Source organism: Pseudomonas sp. TH43 (assembly GCF_016650635.1).
Lineage (GTDB): Bacteria > Pseudomonadota > Gammaproteobacteria > Pseudomonadales > Pseudomonadaceae > Aquipseudomonas.
In genome coordinates this window covers 456242-473071 of record NZ_JAEKFI010000001.1, presented here as the reverse complement: position 1 = coordinate 473071, position 16830 = coordinate 456242, and the positions used below count along the sequence as shown (strand labels likewise).

Here is a 16830-nt window from a genome sequence, read left to right as displayed (position 1 = left end):
GAAAAGTCCTACAGAAGTATTCCCTGTAGACGGGGAATGTTGCAGTTGTTAGTTAGTGTATTGAATTGTTTTTACTCAAGGCCTTTACGTTTGATTGACTTGTCCGCTGTCCCGCAGGAAACCCGCAAAACCAATCCGATGACGCTGTATCTGGCGCGCCTGGCGCCTTCCAGTCAGTTGACCATGCGTTATGTCTTGCAAGACGCTGCCGACCGCCTCGGTTTTGAAGACATGAATGTCGAGGACATTCCCTGGCATGCATTACAACCTGAAGATGTTGTCGCCTTGGTCGCCGCTTTACGCGAAGACAATTACGCGCCGAATACGTCTTCGCTGTATGTCAATGCGGTACGCGGGGTCATGAACGAAGCCTGGCGCATGAGCCTGATCAGTCAGGATCACCTGTTGAAGATGCGCTCGGTGAAAGGCATTGCCGGGACACGCCTGTCGCAAGGACGCAATCTGAAGCGCACGCTGATTCACGAGCTGATGGAAGTCTGCGCCGCTGACCCGCGACCGCAAGGGCTGCGCGACGCTGCGGTGATTGCGCTGCTGTATGGCACCGGGATGCGCAAGTCGGAGTCAGTGGACCTGGATCTGGATCAGGTCGACTTCCGCGAACGCAGCCTGACCGTCACTGGCAAGGGCAACAAGCAACTGATCAAGTACGCGCCCGCCTGGGCCTTCGCCAAACTCGATGCCTGGCTGGAACTGCGTCGTTCGCAGCTCAAGGAAGGCGAGAGTGACGATGGGTTTCTGTTCAACCGCATTCGTCGCGGCAGCCATATCACCCGTGAGCGCATCACCAAGCACGCGATCTACTACATCGCTCGCCAGCGCGGTACACAGGTCGGGGTGAAGATCATGCCCCACGACTTCCGTCGTTCGTTCATCACGCGGGTCATCGAAGAGCACGATCTGTCGATCGCGCAGAAGCTGGCACACCACAGCAATATCCAGACCACTGCCAACTACGATGTGCGTGACGACAACGAGCGGCGGCGTGCGGTGGATCGTTTCGATCTCTGATCAGGGCATATCCAATACATGGGCGGCGCCGAGCACCGATAGCTGCACCGCGCTGCCGGCCGATGGCGCGTGCATGCCGGAGCTGCGCACCAGCAGCGAACGGCCTGAGCGCTGCTGGGTGGCTGAGCACAGTTCGACCGTCAGTGTGCAGGTGTTGCCGGCGAAGTCGCGCTCAGTGACCACGGCGTGACAGCCTTGGGTGCCGATCACTGCGTCGGACACTTGCAGTTGCTCGGGGCGCAGCATGATCTGCGCATCGCCGATAAAACCGTTGCTGTTCACCGGCACCGGGCCGAGGTCACAGTGAGCCACGCCGGATTCGATGCGGGCAGGCATCACCACGGCTTCACCGAGGAAGTGCGCGGTCTGTTCGTCGTCCGGGTAGCGATAGAGGTCCATCGGATGCCCCGATTGCACCAGCCGCCCGGCACGCATGACCGCCAGTTGGTCGGCAAACGACAACGCCTCGCCCTGATCGTGGGTCACCAGAATGGTGGTCACGCCAGCGCCTTCGAGCAGCCGTGCGACCATTTTGCGCATGGCGCTGCGCAGGCCGGTGTCGAGCGCGGAAAACGGTTCATCGAGCAGCATCAATCGTGGCTGCTGAGCCAATGCCCGGGCGAGCGCAACCCGCTGCTGCTGGCCGCCGGAAAGTTCATGCGGCCAGCGACCCGCCATGTTGGCGTCCAGCGCAACGCTGTCCATCAACTGCGCAATGCGCTCGTTCCGCGCTGCGCCCGTCAGTGCCAGCCCGAAGCCGATATTGGCGGCAACGGTCATGTGCGGAAACAGTGCGCCGTCCTGCGGCACGTAGCCGATTTGCCGCTGATAGGCGGGCACCGCGTGACTGTTGTCGACTAGCACCTGACCGTTGAGGGTCAGGCTGCCGGCATCGGGGAATTCGAAACCGGCGATCATCCGCAACAGCGTGGTTTTGCCGGAGCCAGAGGGGCCGACGATGACCGTGCGGCTGCCGGTCGGGACGGTCAGGCAGATGTTATCCAGCGCTTTCTGTGCGCCAAAGGATTTGCTCAGAGAAATCAGTTCGAGTGCGTTCATCGGCCAGCGGTGCGCCTGGATTGGTGATAGAGGATGGCCGTCAGCGGCAGCGACAGCAGAACCATCAGCAGCGCATAAGGCGCGGCGGCGGCGTAGTCGATTTCGCTGGTCATGGCCCAGAAGCCGGTAGCGAGGGTGCGCGTACCGTTGGGGGCGAGCAGCAAGGTCGCGGTCAATTCATTGGTGATCGCCAGAAACACCAGCGCTGCACCCGCAGCAGCCCCCGGTGCGGCCAAACGCAAAGTGATCAGCCACAACGCGCGCAGCGGCGAGCGGCCGAGGCTTTGCGCGATGTTCTCCAGTTCGACCGGTGCCTGGGCGAAACCGGCGCGCAGGCTGACCAGCGCGCGCGGCAGGAACATCAGCAAATAAGCCAACAGCACGGTGATGGTCGTCTGGTAGATCGGCCGGGCGTAGTGGATGGTCACGGTCACCAATGCCAGCGCCACGACAATCCCCGGCAATGAACTGGTGATGTAGTTGCAGCCTTCCAGCAGGCGCTGCAATTTACCCGGCGCACGAATCGACAGCCACGCAATCGGAATTGCCGCCAGGCTGGTCAACACCGCGCCAGCCACGCCGAACGACAGGGTTTGCAGCAACGCAGGCAGGAGCTCGCCACCTTCCCAGACGTCGAGGCCACCAGCGATCAGCCAGCGGCCGAGCGTCAGCAACGGCACGCCGAGGGCCAGTAGACAGGTCAGGGTTTGCAGGCTCAGGCCGAGGGCGACGGTGCCTTTGCCTAACAGCACGGTGCGTTGTTCGCGAGCGCTGCCAGAGCCGACGCGGGCATACCGTGCCTTGCCACGGGCGGCGGACTCGACGGTGAGCATCGCCAGACAACATAACGCTAATACGCCGGCGAGCATGTTCGCGGCCGGGCCGTTGAAGGTCGATTTGAACTGATCGAAAATCGCCGTGGTGAAGGTGTCGAAGCGAATCATCGCGTAGAGGCCGTATTCGGCCAACAGATGTAACCCCACCAGCAGCGCACCGCCACAGATGGCCAGGCGCAACTGTGGCAACACCACCCGGAAAAACACCGCCCAGGGCTTCAGGCCAAGGGATTCGGCGACATCCTCGATGGCCGGATCGAGACGCCGCAAGGTCGCCGCAATCGGCAGATAGAGAAACGGAAAATAGGCGATCACCGACACCAGCACACCGGCCGGCAAACCGTGAATCGAGGGAATCAGACTGACCCATGCATAACTGTGGACGAACGCCGGCACCGCCAGCGGCGCCACGGCCAGTAATGACCACCAGCGCCGGCCGGGCAGGTTGGTGCGTTCGGTCAACCAGGCCAGTGTAGTGCCGAGTACGATGCACAGGGGCAGGGTGAACAGCACCAACAGCACGGTGTTGATCAGTAACTCCGCGACCCGCGGGCGAAATACCAAGGCTTCGATGGTTGCCCAGCCGGTGGCCCACGACACACCGATCACAAACGCGATCGGCAGCAGCGACAACAGTGAAACGCTGATCGCCAACGCCACCACCCACGAGCGCCCGCGCCCTGTGAGGGTGCGGGCGCTGCGGGGCAGGTGGGCGGATGAGGCCGCAGCAACTTGCGCCGGCAAGTTTTCCGGGAGCACTTACAGGATTCCGGCCTGGGTCATCAGCTCGACGGCTTTTTTGCTGTCGAGTTTTGACGCATCGACTTTCGGCGCATCGAGGTCTTTGAGGGGCACCAGTTGCGGATTGGACTGCGCGTCCTTGCCGACGGCGTACTCAAAGGACGTGCCGCTGTGGAGTATCTCCTGGCCTTCTTTACCGGTGATGTATTTGACGAGTGCCTGCGCTTCCTGCGGGTGTTTGCTGGAGGCCAGCACGCCGGCGCCCGAGGTGCTGACAAACGCGCCCGGGTCCTGATGCTTGAAGTAGTGCAGTTTGGTGTTGTTACTGTTTTCGCCGGTCTTGGACTGATCGACGAAGCTGTAATAGTGGTAGATCACGCCGCTGTCGATCTGCCCGGCGCTCACCGCTTTGAGCACCGCGCTGTTGCCGCGATACACGGTGGCGTTGGTCTTCATTGCTTTGAGCCAGTCGAGGGTGGCGGCTTCGCCTTTCTGCTCCAGCACGGCAGCGACGATGGCCTGGAAATCAGCACCTGCCGGGGAGGCGGCCCAGCGACCTTTCCATTCGGGTCTGGCAAGGTCGAGCAAGGATTTTGGCAGGTCTTTTTCAGCCAGTTTGGCCGGGTTGTAGACGAACACGGTGGAGCGGGCGGCGATGCCGACCCATTGGCCGTGGGCCGGGCGGTAGGCCGAATCGACTTGTTCCAGGGTCGCCGGGGCGATCGGGGCAAACAGCTTGGCGTTGTCGACCAAGACCATGGCCGGTGAGTTTTCGGTGAGAAACACGTCCGCCGGTGATGCCGCGCCTTCCTGCACCAGTTGGTTGCCCATCTCGGTGTCATCGCCATTGCGGATCGTCACCGGGATGCCGGTTTCTTCGGTAAACCCGGCCACCCAGGCCTTGGTCAGGCTTTCGTGCTGGGCGTTGTAGACCACCAGGCCAACGCTGTCGGCCGCAAAGGCCTGACCGGCAGCGAGCAGGGCAGTGGCCAGCAACGCGCGCTTCAGAAAGGACGGAAACAGTGGATTCATGTCGAGAACGCTCCTGATTTTTCAGACGTTATGTGCAGGCATTCGCGCGCGGACCTCAATGCGAATGATTTGCATATGTTGGGCCGCCGGCAATGTAGAGAAGCAAATGAGAAAAAAACGTCAAACAAACCGTTAATACATGTCATTGCCATTCAGATTAGCAGCGACTCGGTGACGCACGATTGCCGTGCGTCATCCAGCGTCATGCTTTCAGGAGGGATTGGGGAGGTAGGCGACGCTCTGGTCTTCGCGGCCATGGAAGACTTGTTCGCCGCGAGTGGCGGTGGTGGTGATGACCTGGTGGTCGGCGCTGAGGTAGTCGAGCGGCAGCGGGTCACCCTTGCGGTATTGAGCGACGATGATGGTGCGCTGCGGATTCCACGGCTGGCCGCTGGTGCGTTCGAGCCAGGCGATCATCGCCGCGCTGTTGCCGGTGCGCGGGAAGTCCTCGGTTTCTGCCACGTAATAGAAAGGCGCACCGCCGGTTTGCAGGTACATCGGCACTTTGTTGTCGACCTCGACCATGACCATGCGCCACTGATCCAGCGGTGCCTGTCGGCCGGCTTGTTCGCGCACGGTTTCGCCAAAGCGGATCACGCCGCCACCGCTGTTGGTCCAGGGATACAGCACGCCGAGTACGCCAACCAATACAGCGGTGGCGATAGCGAAGCCGATTGTCAGTCCGCGCCCTTCGACGTTGCGCAGGGCCATGCGTCGCGTGATCCACCAGGCGCCGAGCAATTGCGCGAACGGCACCAATGGCAGCACGTAATAGCTGCGACGGCTGCCGCTGGCGGTGAAGAAGATCAACAGCAGGGCAAGTCCCTGAATCAGCCAGCGGGTATTCGGTTCGATCTGCCGCCAGTTTTTTATCGCGACCCACAATGCAATCAACCAGCACGGGGCCCAAGGCAAGGTGTAAATCGGCAAGTACAGCAAGTAGGTGTAAATCGGCCCGATGTTGTCGAATGGCTGGAAAAACCGCACGACGTTTTCCCGTAGCACCAGTCCCAGGCCGCTCTCCCCGTAGTTCGGCGCGCCATACAGGTGGGACAGCAGGAACGGCAGCATGTAAAACGCCCCGGCAATCAGCAGCGCCATGCACAGGCGCAGATTGAGGTGGCGTTTCCAGCGGCCGTCATGGAGCAGGTGGGGCAGCAACACCAGCCCCGGCAAGATAAAACCGATGAGGCCTTTGAACAGTGAGGTCAGCGACAACAATCCGAAGAACACCACATAGCGTCCTAGCCGGGTGTCGTCCGGCCCGCGCCAATACCACCAGACGGCCGCGAGCACGCCGCACACGGTCAGGACGTCCGCCGTCGCAACCCGTGCCCAGAAGACGAAATAGAAGGTCGTCGCCAGCATCCAGCCGGCAATCAGTCCGGTGCCTTTGCGAAACAGCTGCTCGCCGAGCAAATACACCAGCCACACGCTCAACCACGCGGCGATGACCGAAGACAAACGCAGCGACCACGGCCCCAGACCGCCCGTCAGCCAAGCGCTGGCGGTAATCAGCCAATACGACAGCAAGGGTTTGTCGTAATAAGGCCCGCCCTTGAGATAAGGATCGAAATAGTCGCCGCTTTGCAGCATCTGCAATGCGATGTTGGCCCAGCGGGTTTCTGCGCCCCAGAGTTCGCGACTGCCCAGTCCGAACAACAGCATGAGGGCAGTGGAGGCCAGCAGAAGCAATAACGCCTTGCGCTCATTTGCCTTCGCGGTCATGGCTGGCTCTTGGCAAAAATGTAGATTTGCAGGTTGCCACGCTGGTAGTGCTTGCCGTCCACCGGCAGCAACTCAAGCTCTTGCGCCTCCTGGGTACTGTTGACGCGCATCAGCACACCGACCGAGCCTTTTTTGCGGGCTTCGGTCATCCATTGCCCGACATCCTCCATGCCGACTTTGCGTGCAGCCATCGCCGGATCGTCGAGGCCGTACTTCAGTTCGCCCACGGTGTTGTACAAGTCCACTTGTGGCCGCTTCAAGCGCCACGCCAGTGCCGAGGCAGCGCCCAGGTCATTGCTCAGCAGCGAGGAGGTTTCGCTCAACGCCTGCTGATGTTCGGCAATAAACTGGTCAGGCATTTTGCTGTTGACGATCTGCGCTGGCATCGCTGCCGGCAGCAACGCGATCAACAAACCGATGCCGAGCGCCGGCATCGCCCACAACGTCAGTGGCCGCATGACTTGCAGAGCGTTGGCGATGATCCAGCCGATCAGCACGATAAACACCAGCGACAGGCTGAACATCTCGGTGTTTTCGTAGATCTCTTTGCTGGCTTGCAGATAGATAAGGGCAACCAGCGCGACACTCGCCAGCACCGTGTTGATGATGCCGTTGAGGCGTAAAACCCGGGTGTTGCGTTGCTCCAGCCAACTGACCACGGTGTGCCCCATCAATAGGGCCAGCGGCAGCAGGCACGGCATGATGTAGGTCGGCAACTTGCCGCTGCTCAGGCTGAAAAACGCCAGCGGCAGCAGAAACCACAGCGCCAGAAAGGCGATTTTCGGCTGACGTTTTTCGCGCCAGGTGCGGACCAGCGTCGCGGGCAGCAACACCGCCCACGGCAACGTCGAGGCGAACAACAACGGCAGATAGAACCACCATGGTCGTGCATGCTGGGCATCGTCGCCCGCGGCAAACCGGCGAATGTGTTCATGCCAGAAGAAAAACCGCCAGAAGTCCGGCTCGCGATAATGCACGGCCAGCGCCCACGGTACGCTCACCAGCGCCGCGACCAGTACGGCGACGGGGCCGTAACGCAGCAATTCGCCGAAGCGCCGCTGCCAGATCATGTAGGGCACGGCGATCAGTACCGGCAGCAACAGCGCGAGAAACCCTTTGGTCATCAGGCCCATGCCACACGCCGCGCCCAACATGGCCCAACTGCCCAGCCGTGCGCGCGGTGTACGACTGTCGATGGCAAACCACACCGCGACCAGACTGAGGTTGACCCACAAGGTGAACTGCGGATCGAGGTTGGCATAACCCGCCTGGCCGGCGATCAGGCCGAAACTCATGTACAGCAAGGCGCAGGCGGCACTGATGCGCGGGCTGTTCCACAAACGCCGCGCCATCAGGTAAGTCAGCCAGACGCTGGCGCCGGTACTCAGGGCCGAAGCGATGCGCACGCCAAACAGGTTGTCGCCGAAAATCGCCTGACCGATGGCGATCATCCAGTAACCGGCAATCGGTTTTTCGAAGTAGCGAATGCCCATGAAGTGCGGCGCAACCCAGTTGCCGCTCAGAAGCATTTCCTGGCTGATCTGGCCATAGCGGGTTTCATCGGGGATCCACAAACCGTGGCTCATCAGTGGCAACAGATAAAACAGCACGAAGGCGAAAATCAGCCCCGGGATGGCCCAGCGCTCGATTATCGACGGGGCTGGCGATAAAAGCCGGGCAGCGTGGCGCAGCGGTTTGTTATCAGACGTCATGACTGGACCTTGGCGCGAAAGAAGTGTCTGGTGCGAACTTCGGGTTTGTTTAGCGTTATTTATTCAGTGTAGTTTGCCAAAACGCGGGGTTGATGATTCCCAGGACTGTAAGTTGCTGCTGACTGTTAATACGCACCAGCAATACGCTGCCGTATTGGGCGGCAATTGCATGGGGAAAACCGCTCTGTTTTTCCAGGTCGCTGATACAACCACTGTGAGTGACCAGCACGAGATTCTGCTGCGCTGTTTTGTGCGCGATGATTTCGTCGCGCAGGGTCGGGCCACAGGTGGCAAGCCAGTCTTGAGTGCTGGCCTCAAAGCCGAACATGTAATGCGCGGTTTGCGCCGTACGCGTCAGTGGGCTGCTGACGATTTGCGCCTGTTGCATGCCGAGCCGAACAAAACCCTGACCGACGTCGGCGGCAGCCAGGCTGCCGGCCCGAGTGATGCCGTCAGCCGGCCCCAGGCACGTGTTGCTTGAGCGATCACAACGTTCGGTATGACGTACCAGCGCGACCACTTCGCCTGCCTGCCACGCGCCCATCCACTCGGCAGTGATGCGCCGGTCAGCGTGATCAAGGTCCGTCGGCGAGCGTGGCCACCAGACAAAACCACTGACCAGTATGGCCACCAAGGCGACGCAAGCCAGCGCAATGAGCAGGCGCAAACGAGGCGATCGTTGTGACTTGGATAAACTTTTTAATTGAAATAATTGCGCCACAAATGTTGCCCCTTTCAACTTTCGACTTGTCATTCAAAGCAACGTAACGCTCAGGCAGCGAGCAACTTTACGACGGTCTACTTGAATGCAGGCTGAACACTACGTGTCGCTTCGTCGGGGCGCAGTGAAGAACATGTGAAAAAAATGCGAGCGTTTGAATGCTCGAACTAAAACGGCTATTTGATAATTAAACGCAAATGGCGTTTTTGTTTGCCAGCGGGACTTAACATCGCGCAGTGGTCGAGGTGAAGCTGCAGCCTTTGCGCCAGCGTCGCGCTGGTCTATGGTTGCCTGTGTGCCTGACAACAGCAGTGGAGTCGCCCAGCCGGATGGATCTCAAACACAGCCTGACAAAACGGATTGTGATCGTATTCGCCTTGATGAGCGCTTTTGTCGCCGGTGTGTTTGCACTGGGCATTGTCGCCACCGTGCACCTTGTGGAACGCAAGTTGACCACCACCACGCTCAGTGGCGGCCTGCATCGATTGCTGGCGATGGACGATGTCAGCCAATGGAGCCACCAGCCGGAAAAAAGCGAGCTGTTCTTTGTTGAGGGCGGTCAGGGGCCGTTGGCAATGACCACGCAACTGGCTGCGCTGCCCACAGGGTTTCAGGAGATCAAATTTCACGGTGATGATTTCTACGCGATGGTCGAATCGATCGCGGGGCGCAAGTATGTGCTGTTGCGTGACCAGGAAAGTCTTGAGCAGCGCGAACGCCTGCTGTTCATTGTGGTGATCATCGGTTTCATCCTGAGCATCATGCTCGCCCTGGTGCTGGGCCGACTGCTGGCGCGGCGGGTGATGGCGCCAGTGATTCGCCTGGCACAACAGGTTCGTCATCGCGACCAGCTCATCGACCTGGCGCCACCCTTGCACCCGGACTACGCCGCCGATGAAGTGGGCGAACTGGCGTTGTCGTTCGATCAGACACTTGGACGCCTGCGACAAACCCTGAGCCGGGAAAAACTCTTCACCAGCGACGTCAGCCACGAACTGCGCACACCGCTGATGGTGCTGGCCAGCTCCTGCGAGTTGCTCCTGGCCAATCCCTCGCTGGAGGCTCGTTCGACCGCGCAGGTCAACCGCATCGCCCGTGCCAGCGATGAAATGCGCCAATTGGTGGAAACCTTTCTGATGCTGGCGCGCAAGCCTGAAGAGATGGGCATTGAGTCAGCGTGCACACTCAAAGAAGTCGCCGATGCCCAGGTTGAAGTCTGGGGGAAGCTGATCCGCGAGAAAGGTCTGACGTTTGTCTATGACGCGCAACACGCCGCTGCGGAGCAGTACAACCTGACGTTATTGCAATCGGTGATGGGCAACCTGTTGCGCAACGCCTGGCATTACACCGACCACGGCTACGTACGCCTGACGCTGGGCGACAACAGTTTTGTGGTCGAAGACAGCGGCATCGGCATCCCGGAGGAGCAACGTCACGCGATGTTCCAGCCCTTCGTGCGCGGCGAGCAACAGCGCGGCGAGGGGCTTGGGCTGGGGCTGTCGCTGGTGCAGCGGATCTGCAGCCAGCAACACTGGCAGGTGCAACTCACCACCCGCGAGCCCAATGGCTGTCGTTTTACCGTGATGCTGGCTCAGGAGGAGGGTGGGCAAACACGCGGGTTTCCTGCGCCCTGACTGATCAGCGCGGCCAGACGCTTGACGTTGTTCTGCTGGGCGCTGACCAACTCATCAATGCTCGGGCCTGATGGCGTTTGCAGAGTGGATCGGCAGGTCAACAGGCCGTTGTCGCCATCGCCCAGCGGTCGCAAGCGCCATTTCGCATCGATCAGCGCGTATTGGCCGGGGATCGAGTCGAAGCGCTGCACATCAATACGCACCGAGACGTTGCCGCGACCGCTGGTATTACTCAGCTGATCGGTCAGCGCACTGCGCAACTCATCGGCGAGACTCGCGCCCCACCATTGGGTTTCCAGGATGGCCAGGCCGCTGTTGCCTTGGCGGATGACAATTTGCGGGCGGTCGACCTGCGGCGGCACGCTGATGCCTTCAATCGGGATCTGCGCACCAGCGCGGGTGCTGCCCAGTTGCACCGGCGTCAGTGTGTGAAAGCTGATCGGGTCGCTACGGCAGGCGCCCAGCAGCATGCACGCAGCGAGCACGGTGATCTTTAGCGGTAAAGCCATGGTTCAGCTCCTGTGCTCAATTGCGTGGCGGGCCTTTCAGATCCAGTGGCGCCGCGTTGTCGGGGCGACCGCGAATCAGCGATTCCGGGTGGCGACCGAGGTAATCCGAGAGTTCACGCAGGGAGCGCGACATGCGTCCGAGTTCGTCGAGGGTTTCGTTGAGCTTCTCGCGTTGCGGCGAGTCTTCGGCCAGGGTCGAGCTGGCGGACTGCAATGTCTTGCTGACATCGGCAAGGGTGTTCTGCACACCGGGCAAGGTTCTGGCGTTGAACTGGGTCAGGCCTTTGCGCAGTTCGACCAGATTGCTGTCGAGGTTGTTGGCGATGCGGTCCACCGGCAGTTTGTTGATCTTGTCGACCACCGCTTCGAGTTTTTCCTGCAACTGTTCGAGGCTGCCCGGAACGGTCGGGATCACCACCGGACGCAGGGTCGGATCAAACGCCACTTTTTCGGCTTTCGGGAAGAAGTCCAGGGCGATGTACAGCTGCCCGGTAAGCAGGTTGCCGCTGCGGGCCTGGGCCCGCAGGCCATTGTCGATGAAAGTGCCCATCAGGCGTATGCCGGCGGCTTCGTCGTTGGGATCGTGCTTGAAGGTGGTGAGCATCTTTTTATAGGCCAGACCGAGGCGCTGCGGATAGATGACGATGCCGACGTTGACCGGGAAACTGCGTTTTTGCGGGTCGAAATCAAGATTGATTGCGACCACTCGACCAATTTCCATGCCGAGGAACTCGACCGGGGCATCGACCTTCAGCCCACGCATGGCTTGATCGAAGCGCAAACTCAGGTATTGCGCCTTGCCGTTGGGCGGGGCGAGGGCGGTTTGCTGGTCGGCGAACAAATCGAAATCCTTGTCGTCGGCGGCGGCAACGTCGTTGGGGCTGTAATCGGGGGCGCGGAAGGCAATACCGCCGACCAGCAAGGTCGATAACGACTCGGTTTTCACGGCAAAACCGTTGGCGCCGACATTGATATCAATGCCGCTGGCGTTCCAGAAACGGGTGTTTTCGGTGACAAAGGCATCGTTTGGCGCGTGGATGAACACTTCGATATTGACGCCCTTGCCATCCGGGTCGAGGGCGTAAGTAACGACCTGGCCGACCGGGATCTTGCGGTAGTAAACCGGCGAGCCGATGTCCAGTGAGCCCAGGTCCGGGGCGTGCAGCATGAAACGCTTGCCGGGTTCACCGTAGGTAATCGGTGGCGGGTTTTCCAGACCTTTGAAGTATTTGGCGCGGCCATTGGACTGGCCGATGTCGGCGCCGATGTAATCGCCGGAAAGCAATGTGTCGATCCCGGAAACGCCACCGGCTCCGATCCGTGGGCGTACGACCCAGAATTGCGAATCTTCGCGGGTGAAGGTTTCGGCCTGTTTGGCCAGTTTGATCGTGGCGTTGACGCTTTTCTGGTCGTCGCTCAGTTCAACATCCGTGACTTGGCCGATCACCACGTTGCGGTACTTGACCTCGGTCTTGTTCGCCGTCAGACCGCTGCCAGTCTTGAACGTGAGCACGATGGTCGGGCCTTCCTGCAGGAGGTTGTGCACCACCAGCGAGATGCCCACCAGCACGGCGACAATCGGCACGATCCAAACGAGTGAAATACCAAAGCGGCGGGTTTTGATCGGGGCCTGGCCCGGTGCTCGTGGCTCGTCGGCGGCTGACGACTTCATCCATGTCCTCCTCGATTGATGGGGCACTGAGCGTCAGGAACGCAAAAGCACTTCATCAATATAGAAGTGCTTGGCGATAGAGCAAATGTGTATCAGCGATAAGCGAAACCCTGTTGATCGTTCCCACGCAGAGCGTGGGAACGATCAGATCGCGGCAGCGCGGTTTGTTCTGCTAGCCGAGGAGTTCGCGCAGGCGATACCAGAACATGCCCAGTGCCAGCAGTGGCGAACGCAGGGCAGGGCCGCCGGGAAAGGTCATGTGCGGCACACCACTGAACACGTCCAGGCCTTGGCTGTGGCCGGCATGAAGCGCCTCGCCGAGCAGTTTCGCGCACCAATGGGTGACGTTCAGGCCGTGCCCGGAATAGCCCTGGGCATAGAACACGTTCGGGTGTTGCTTGAGCCGGCCGACCTGCGGAAAACGGTTGGCGGTGATGCCGATCTTGCCGCCCCACTGATAATCGATGCGCACGTCGGCCAGTTGCGGGAACACCTTGAGCATCTTCGGGCGCATATAAGCAGCGATATCCGCAGGATCGCGCCCGGAATAATGGCAGGCACCGCCGAACAACAAACGCCGATCGGCCGAGAGCCGGTAGTAATCGAGGCCGACTTTCTGGTCGCACACCGCCAGATTGTTGGGGATCAGTTGCGCGGCACGCTCCTCGGACAACGGCTCGGTGGCGATGATGTAACTGCCGGCGGGCAGCACTTTGCCGCTGAGTTGTTGTTCGAGTTCATCCAGATGCGCATTGCAGCCGAGTACCAGGCTGCCGGCGCGCACCGTGCCACGGGCGCAACGCACCTGCACCGTCGCGCCGTGGATGATCTCCAGCACTTGGCTCTGTTCGAAAATCCGTACGCCGAGGGATGCCGCCAGTCGCGCCTCGCCTTGTACCAGATCCAGCGGATGCAGATGACCCGAGCCCATGTCCACCAGCCCGCCGGCATAGATCTCGGAGTTGACCACTTGCTGGCGGATTTGCTGCGGGCCGATCAGTCGGGTTTCGTGGGCATAACCGAGTGCGGCGAGATCGACCAATTCATCCTTGAACGCATCGAACTGCGCTGTGGTGTTGGCCAGGTCGCAGAACCCCCAACGCAGGTCGCACTCGATGCCGTTGTCGCCGATGCGCTGGCGCACCAGTTCCACGGAGTCGATGCCAGCGCGCTGTAAATAGCGCACGCCTTCCTGCCCGACATACTTGGCGAAGCCGTCGACATCATGGCCAATGCCACGAATCAATTGCCCGCCATTGCGACCGCTGGCTCCCCAGCCGATCCGGCGCGCCTCGATGAGGATCACCGAGAGCCCGCGTTGTGCCAGTTCGATGGCGGTGTTGACCCCGGTGAACCCGCCGCCGATCACGCAGACATCGGCGCTGAGGTCACCGTCCAGCACTGGATAGGGAGTGGTCGCCCGCGCCGAAGCAGCGTAGTAGGAGCGGGCGTGTTCTTGGGTGTGCTGATTCATTTGTTCGACTTCACTTTGCTCCAGGACCGGGTCATCAGACGCATGATCGCTTGGGGCGGGGTGGTGGAAATGTAGAGCTTGTCGAGGACTTCTTGAGGTGGGTACACCTCAGGGTTGTTGACCAGCGCCTGATCCATGTACTGCTTGGCGGCCGGGTTAGGGTTGGCGTAACCGACCGACGCGCTGACCTTGGCGATCACTTGTGGATCGAGCAGGTAATTGATGAAGGCGTGGGCTTCTTTGGTGTTGCTGGCGTCGGCCGGGATGGCCAACAGGTCAAACCACAGGTTGGCGCCTTCTTTCGGAATGGCGTAGGCGATGTTCACGCCGTTCTTGGCTTCCTTGGCGCGGTTGGCGGCCTGGAACACGTCACCGGAATACCCGAAGGCCACGCAGATGTCGCCGTTGGCGAGGTCCGACACGTATTTCGAGGAATGGAAATAGGTGATGTACGGGCGAATGCTCAGCAGTTTGGCTTCAGCCTTTTTATAGTCTTCCGGGTTTTCGCTGCGCGGGTCCATGCCCATGTAGTTGAGCACGGCGGGAAACACTTCGTCGGCGGAGTCCATCATCGACACGCCGCACTGGGTGAGCTTTTTCAGATTCTCAGGCTCGAACAACACGGCCCAGGAATCGATGTGATCAATGCCCAGCACTTGCTTGACCTTGTCGACGTTGTAGCCGATGCCGTTAGTGCCCCACAGGTACGGTACCGAGTGCGCGTTGCCCGGATCGTTTTTCTCCAGAAGTTCGAGCAGCTTCGGATCGAGGTTCTTGAAGTTCGGCAGTTGCTCGCGATCCAGTTTAAGGAACGCGCCGGCTTTCACCTGACGGGCGAGAAAGTGGTTGGACGGCACGACCACGTCATAACCGGTGCGGCCGGCGAGGAGTTTGCCTTCCAGGGTTTCGTTGGAGTCGAAAACGTCGTAGATCACCTTGATCCCGGTTTTGGCCTGGAAGTCAGCGAGGGTGGTTTCGCCGATGTAGTCGGTCCAGTTGTAGACGCTGACCTGTGGCTGGGCGTGGGCTACGGCGCTGAACAGAACGCTCAGGGCGACCGGGAGTACGGATTTCAACAGACGCATTTCGACACCTCTAATTTTTTGGATTTTTCAGGTGGTTCGCTATTCCCTTGTAGGAGCGAGCCTGCTCGCGAAAGCGGTGGGTCAGGCAACATCAATGGTGACTGTGCTGACGCCTTCGCGAGCAGGCTCGCTCCCACAGGGATTTGTACAGATTTGGGTCAGACGCTCAGCATCAGGAACTCGCGCTCCCACGAGCTGATCACGCGCTTGAAGTTTTCATGCTCGGCGCGTTTCACCGCGACGTAGCCACGCACAAACTTGTCGCCCAGGTATTGCGCGACGGTTTCGCACTCTTCCATTTGCGTCAGTGCTTCTTCGATGGTGATTGGCAAGCGCAGGTTGCGGCGTTCGTAGGCACGGCCCTCGACCCCGGCACTCGGCTCGATCTTTTCGACCATGCCGATGTAGCCGCAGAGCAGGCTCGCAGCGATGGCCAGGTACGGGTTGGCATCGGCGCCCGGCAAGCGGTTCTCGACACGCATGGCTTCCGGGCTCGAGGTCGGCACACGCAGGCCGACGGTGCGGTTCTCTTCGCCCCATTCGACGTTGACCGGCGCCGAGGTGTCCGGCAGGAAGCGGCGGAACGAGTTGACGTTGGGTGCGAACATCGGCAGCACTTTCGGGATGTACTTCTGCAGGCCGCCAATGTAGTGCAGGAACAGCTCGCTCATCTGCCCGTCGGCGTTGGCAAAGATCGGTTTGCCGGTGGCGATTTCCACCACACTCTGGTGGATGTGCATGGCGCTGCCCGGCTCGTCGCCAATCGGCTTGGCCATGAACGTCGCGGCGACGTTGTGCTTGAGCGCGGCCTCGCGCATGGTGCGTTTGAACACGGTGATCTGGTCGGCCAGATCCAGCGCATCGCCGTGCCGGAAGTTGATTTCCATCTGCGCCGGGCCGTCTTCGTGGATCAAGGTGTCGAGATCCAGACCTTGCAGTTCGCACCAGTCATAGACGTCTTCGAACAGCGGATCGAATTCGTTGGCGGCGTCGATGGAGAACGACTGTCGGCCACTTTCGGCGCGGCCCGAACGGCCCAGTGGTGCCTTGAGCGGCAAGTCCGGGTCTTCGCAGCGTTGAGTCAGGTAGAACTCCATTTCCGGCGCAACAATGGGCTTCCAGCCTTTGTCGGTGTACAGCTGCAAGACTTTCTTCAGCACGTTGCGCGGCGACAGTTCGATCGGGTTGCCGAACTTGTCGAAGGTGTCGTGGATGACGATGGCGGTCGGCTCGATGGCCCATGGAATCACGTAGACCGCGTCAGCCACTGGCTTGCAGACCATGTCGATGTCGGCCGGGTCGAGCAGGTCGTAGTAGATGTCGTCGTCGACAAAATCCCCGGTTACCGTTTGCAGCAGCACACTTTCCGGCAGGCGCATGCCTCGCTCATGCAGGAACTTGTTGGTCGGTGCGATCTTGCCGCGGGCAATGCCGGTCAGGTCGCTGACCACACATTCAACTTCGGTAATCTTGTGATCTTTCAGCCACGTGAACAGCTGATCGAAAGGGGCATTCATAAAGACCTCGTTATTGGTTTTATAGACGCCGGGGAGGGCGGGTTTCATCTTCCGCCCCTTCCCCTGTGGCGCGTTGACGAC

General features: G+C 60.4%; 13 protein-coding genes. 2 read left to right on the top strand and 11 right to left on the bottom strand.

Annotated elements, in window-relative coordinates:
• Positions 1-138 precede the first annotated feature (138 nt).
• Complete coding sequence (locus JFT81_RS01900; protein ID WP_201226648.1) at positions 139-1029, top strand: tyrosine-type recombinase/integrase; 891 nt, start codon at positions 139-141, stop codon at positions 1027-1029.
• Here JFT81_RS01900 and JFT81_RS01895 read toward each other — a convergent pair whose 3' ends face one another.
• The 6 genes from JFT81_RS01895 to JFT81_RS01870 all read right to left on the bottom strand — a co-directional run bounded on the left by JFT81_RS01895 (position 1030) and on the right by JFT81_RS01870 (position 8804).
• Positions 1030-2088, bottom strand: a complete 1059-nt coding sequence (locus JFT81_RS01895; RefSeq protein WP_201225880.1) for an ABC transporter ATP-binding protein — start codon at positions 2086-2088, stop codon at positions 1030-1032. It abuts the gene before it with no gap.
• Positions 2085-3683, bottom strand: coding sequence for an iron ABC transporter permease (locus JFT81_RS01890; RefSeq protein WP_201225879.1), 1599 nt, complete (start codon positions 3681-3683; stop codon positions 2085-2087). The genes JFT81_RS01895 and JFT81_RS01890 overlap by 4 nt, the downstream gene beginning before the upstream one ends.
• Positions 3684-4697 carry an iron ABC transporter substrate-binding protein gene (locus JFT81_RS01885; RefSeq protein ID WP_201225878.1) on the bottom strand — a complete coding sequence of 338 codons (1014 nt, stop codon included), beginning with the start codon at positions 4695-4697 and terminating at the stop codon, positions 3684-3686.
• A 210-nt stretch (positions 4698-4907) separates the two neighbouring features.
• The gene (locus JFT81_RS01880) at positions 4908-6425 is read right to left on the bottom strand and encodes a glycosyltransferase family 39 protein (RefSeq protein WP_201225877.1); all 1518 of its coding nucleotides are present in this window, start codon (positions 6423-6425) and stop codon (positions 4908-4910) included.
• Positions 6422-8137, bottom strand: a complete 1716-nt coding sequence (arnT, locus tag JFT81_RS01875) for a lipid IV(A) 4-amino-4-deoxy-L-arabinosyltransferase (protein ID WP_201225876.1) — start codon at positions 8135-8137, stop codon at positions 6422-6424. Before arnT ends, JFT81_RS01880 begins: the two co-directional genes overlap by 4 nt.
• 55 nt (positions 8138-8192) lie before the next feature.
• Positions 8193-8804 (bottom strand): histidine phosphatase family protein, encoded by a 612-nt coding sequence (locus JFT81_RS01870; RefSeq protein ID WP_201225875.1) that lies wholly within the window; start codon positions 8802-8804, stop codon positions 8193-8195.
• Between the two features lie 383 nt (positions 8805-9187).
• Between JFT81_RS01870 and JFT81_RS01865 the strand changes: the two genes are divergently transcribed.
• A complete protein-coding gene (locus tag JFT81_RS01865) occupies positions 9188-10492 on the top strand; it encodes a HAMP domain-containing sensor histidine kinase (protein ID WP_201225874.1) in 1305 nt (434 codons plus the stop codon).
• Here JFT81_RS01865 and JFT81_RS01860 read toward each other — a convergent pair.
• The 5 genes from JFT81_RS01860 to JFT81_RS01840 all read right to left on the bottom strand — a co-directional run bounded on the left by JFT81_RS01860 (position 10450) and on the right by JFT81_RS01840 (position 16749).
• Positions 10450-11001, bottom strand: a complete 552-nt coding sequence (locus tag JFT81_RS01860; protein WP_201225873.1) for a PqiC family protein — start codon at positions 10999-11001, stop codon at positions 10450-10452. The genes JFT81_RS01865 and JFT81_RS01860 overlap by 43 nt on opposite strands.
• Positions 11002-11017: 16 nt before the next feature.
• Positions 11018-12673 carry an MlaD family protein gene (locus JFT81_RS01855; RefSeq protein WP_201225872.1) on the bottom strand — a complete coding sequence of 552 codons (1656 nt, stop codon included), beginning with the start codon at positions 12671-12673 and terminating at the stop codon, positions 11018-11020.
• Between the two features lie 172 nt (positions 12674-12845).
• A complete protein-coding gene (locus JFT81_RS01850) occupies positions 12846-14147 on the bottom strand; it encodes an FAD-binding oxidoreductase (RefSeq protein WP_201225871.1) in 1302 nt (433 codons plus the stop codon).
• Complete coding sequence (locus JFT81_RS01845; protein WP_201225870.1) at positions 14144-15232, bottom strand: polyamine ABC transporter substrate-binding protein; 1089 nt, start codon at positions 15230-15232, stop codon at positions 14144-14146. The genes JFT81_RS01850 and JFT81_RS01845 overlap by 4 nt, the downstream gene beginning before the upstream one ends.
• Before the next feature lie 158 nt (positions 15233-15390).
• Positions 15391-16749 carry a glutamine synthetase family protein gene (locus tag JFT81_RS01840; protein ID WP_201225869.1) on the bottom strand — a complete coding sequence of 453 codons (1359 nt, stop codon included), beginning with the start codon at positions 16747-16749 and terminating at the stop codon, positions 15391-15393.
• Between the last annotated feature and the right edge of the window lie 81 nt (positions 16750-16830).

What these genes read in the sequence shown, in the direction of transcription:
- JFT81_RS01900 (WP_201226648.1), top strand. Translation starts at nt 139, where the DNA reads ATGACGCTGTATCTGGCGCGCCTGGCGCCTTCCAGTCAGTTGACCATG.
- JFT81_RS01895 (WP_201225880.1), bottom strand. Translation starts at nt 2,088, where the DNA reads ATGAACGCACTCGAACTGATTTCTCTGAGCAAATCCTTTGGCGCACAG.
- JFT81_RS01885 (WP_201225878.1), bottom strand. Translation starts at nt 4,697, where the DNA reads ATGAATCCACTGTTTCCGTCCTTTCTGAAGCGCGCGTTGCTGGCCACT.
- JFT81_RS01880 (WP_201225877.1), bottom strand. Translation starts at nt 6,425, where the DNA reads ATGACCGCGAAGGCAAATGAGCGCAAGGCGTTATTGCTTCTGCTGGCC.
- arnT (WP_201225876.1), bottom strand. Translation starts at nt 8,137, where the DNA reads ATGACGTCTGATAACAAACCGCTGCGCCACGCTGCCCGGCTTTTATCG.
- JFT81_RS01865 (WP_201225874.1), top strand. Translation starts at nt 9,188, where the DNA reads ATGGATCTCAAACACAGCCTGACAAAACGGATTGTGATCGTATTCGCC.
- JFT81_RS01860 (WP_201225873.1), bottom strand. Translation starts at nt 11,001, where the DNA reads ATGGCTTTACCGCTAAAGATCACCGTGCTCGCTGCGTGCATGCTGCTG.
- JFT81_RS01855 (WP_201225872.1), bottom strand. Translation starts at nt 12,673, where the DNA reads ATGAAGTCGTCAGCCGCCGACGAGCCACGAGCACCGGGCCAGGCCCCG.
- JFT81_RS01850 (WP_201225871.1), bottom strand. Translation starts at nt 14,147, where the DNA reads ATGAATCAGCACACCCAAGAACACGCCCGCTCCTACTACGCTGCTTCG.
- JFT81_RS01845 (WP_201225870.1), bottom strand. Translation starts at nt 15,232, where the DNA reads ATGCGTCTGTTGAAATCCGTACTCCCGGTCGCCCTGAGCGTTCTGTTC.
- JFT81_RS01840 (WP_201225869.1), bottom strand. Translation starts at nt 16,749, where the DNA reads ATGAATGCCCCTTTCGATCAGCTGTTCACGTGGCTGAAAGATCACAAG.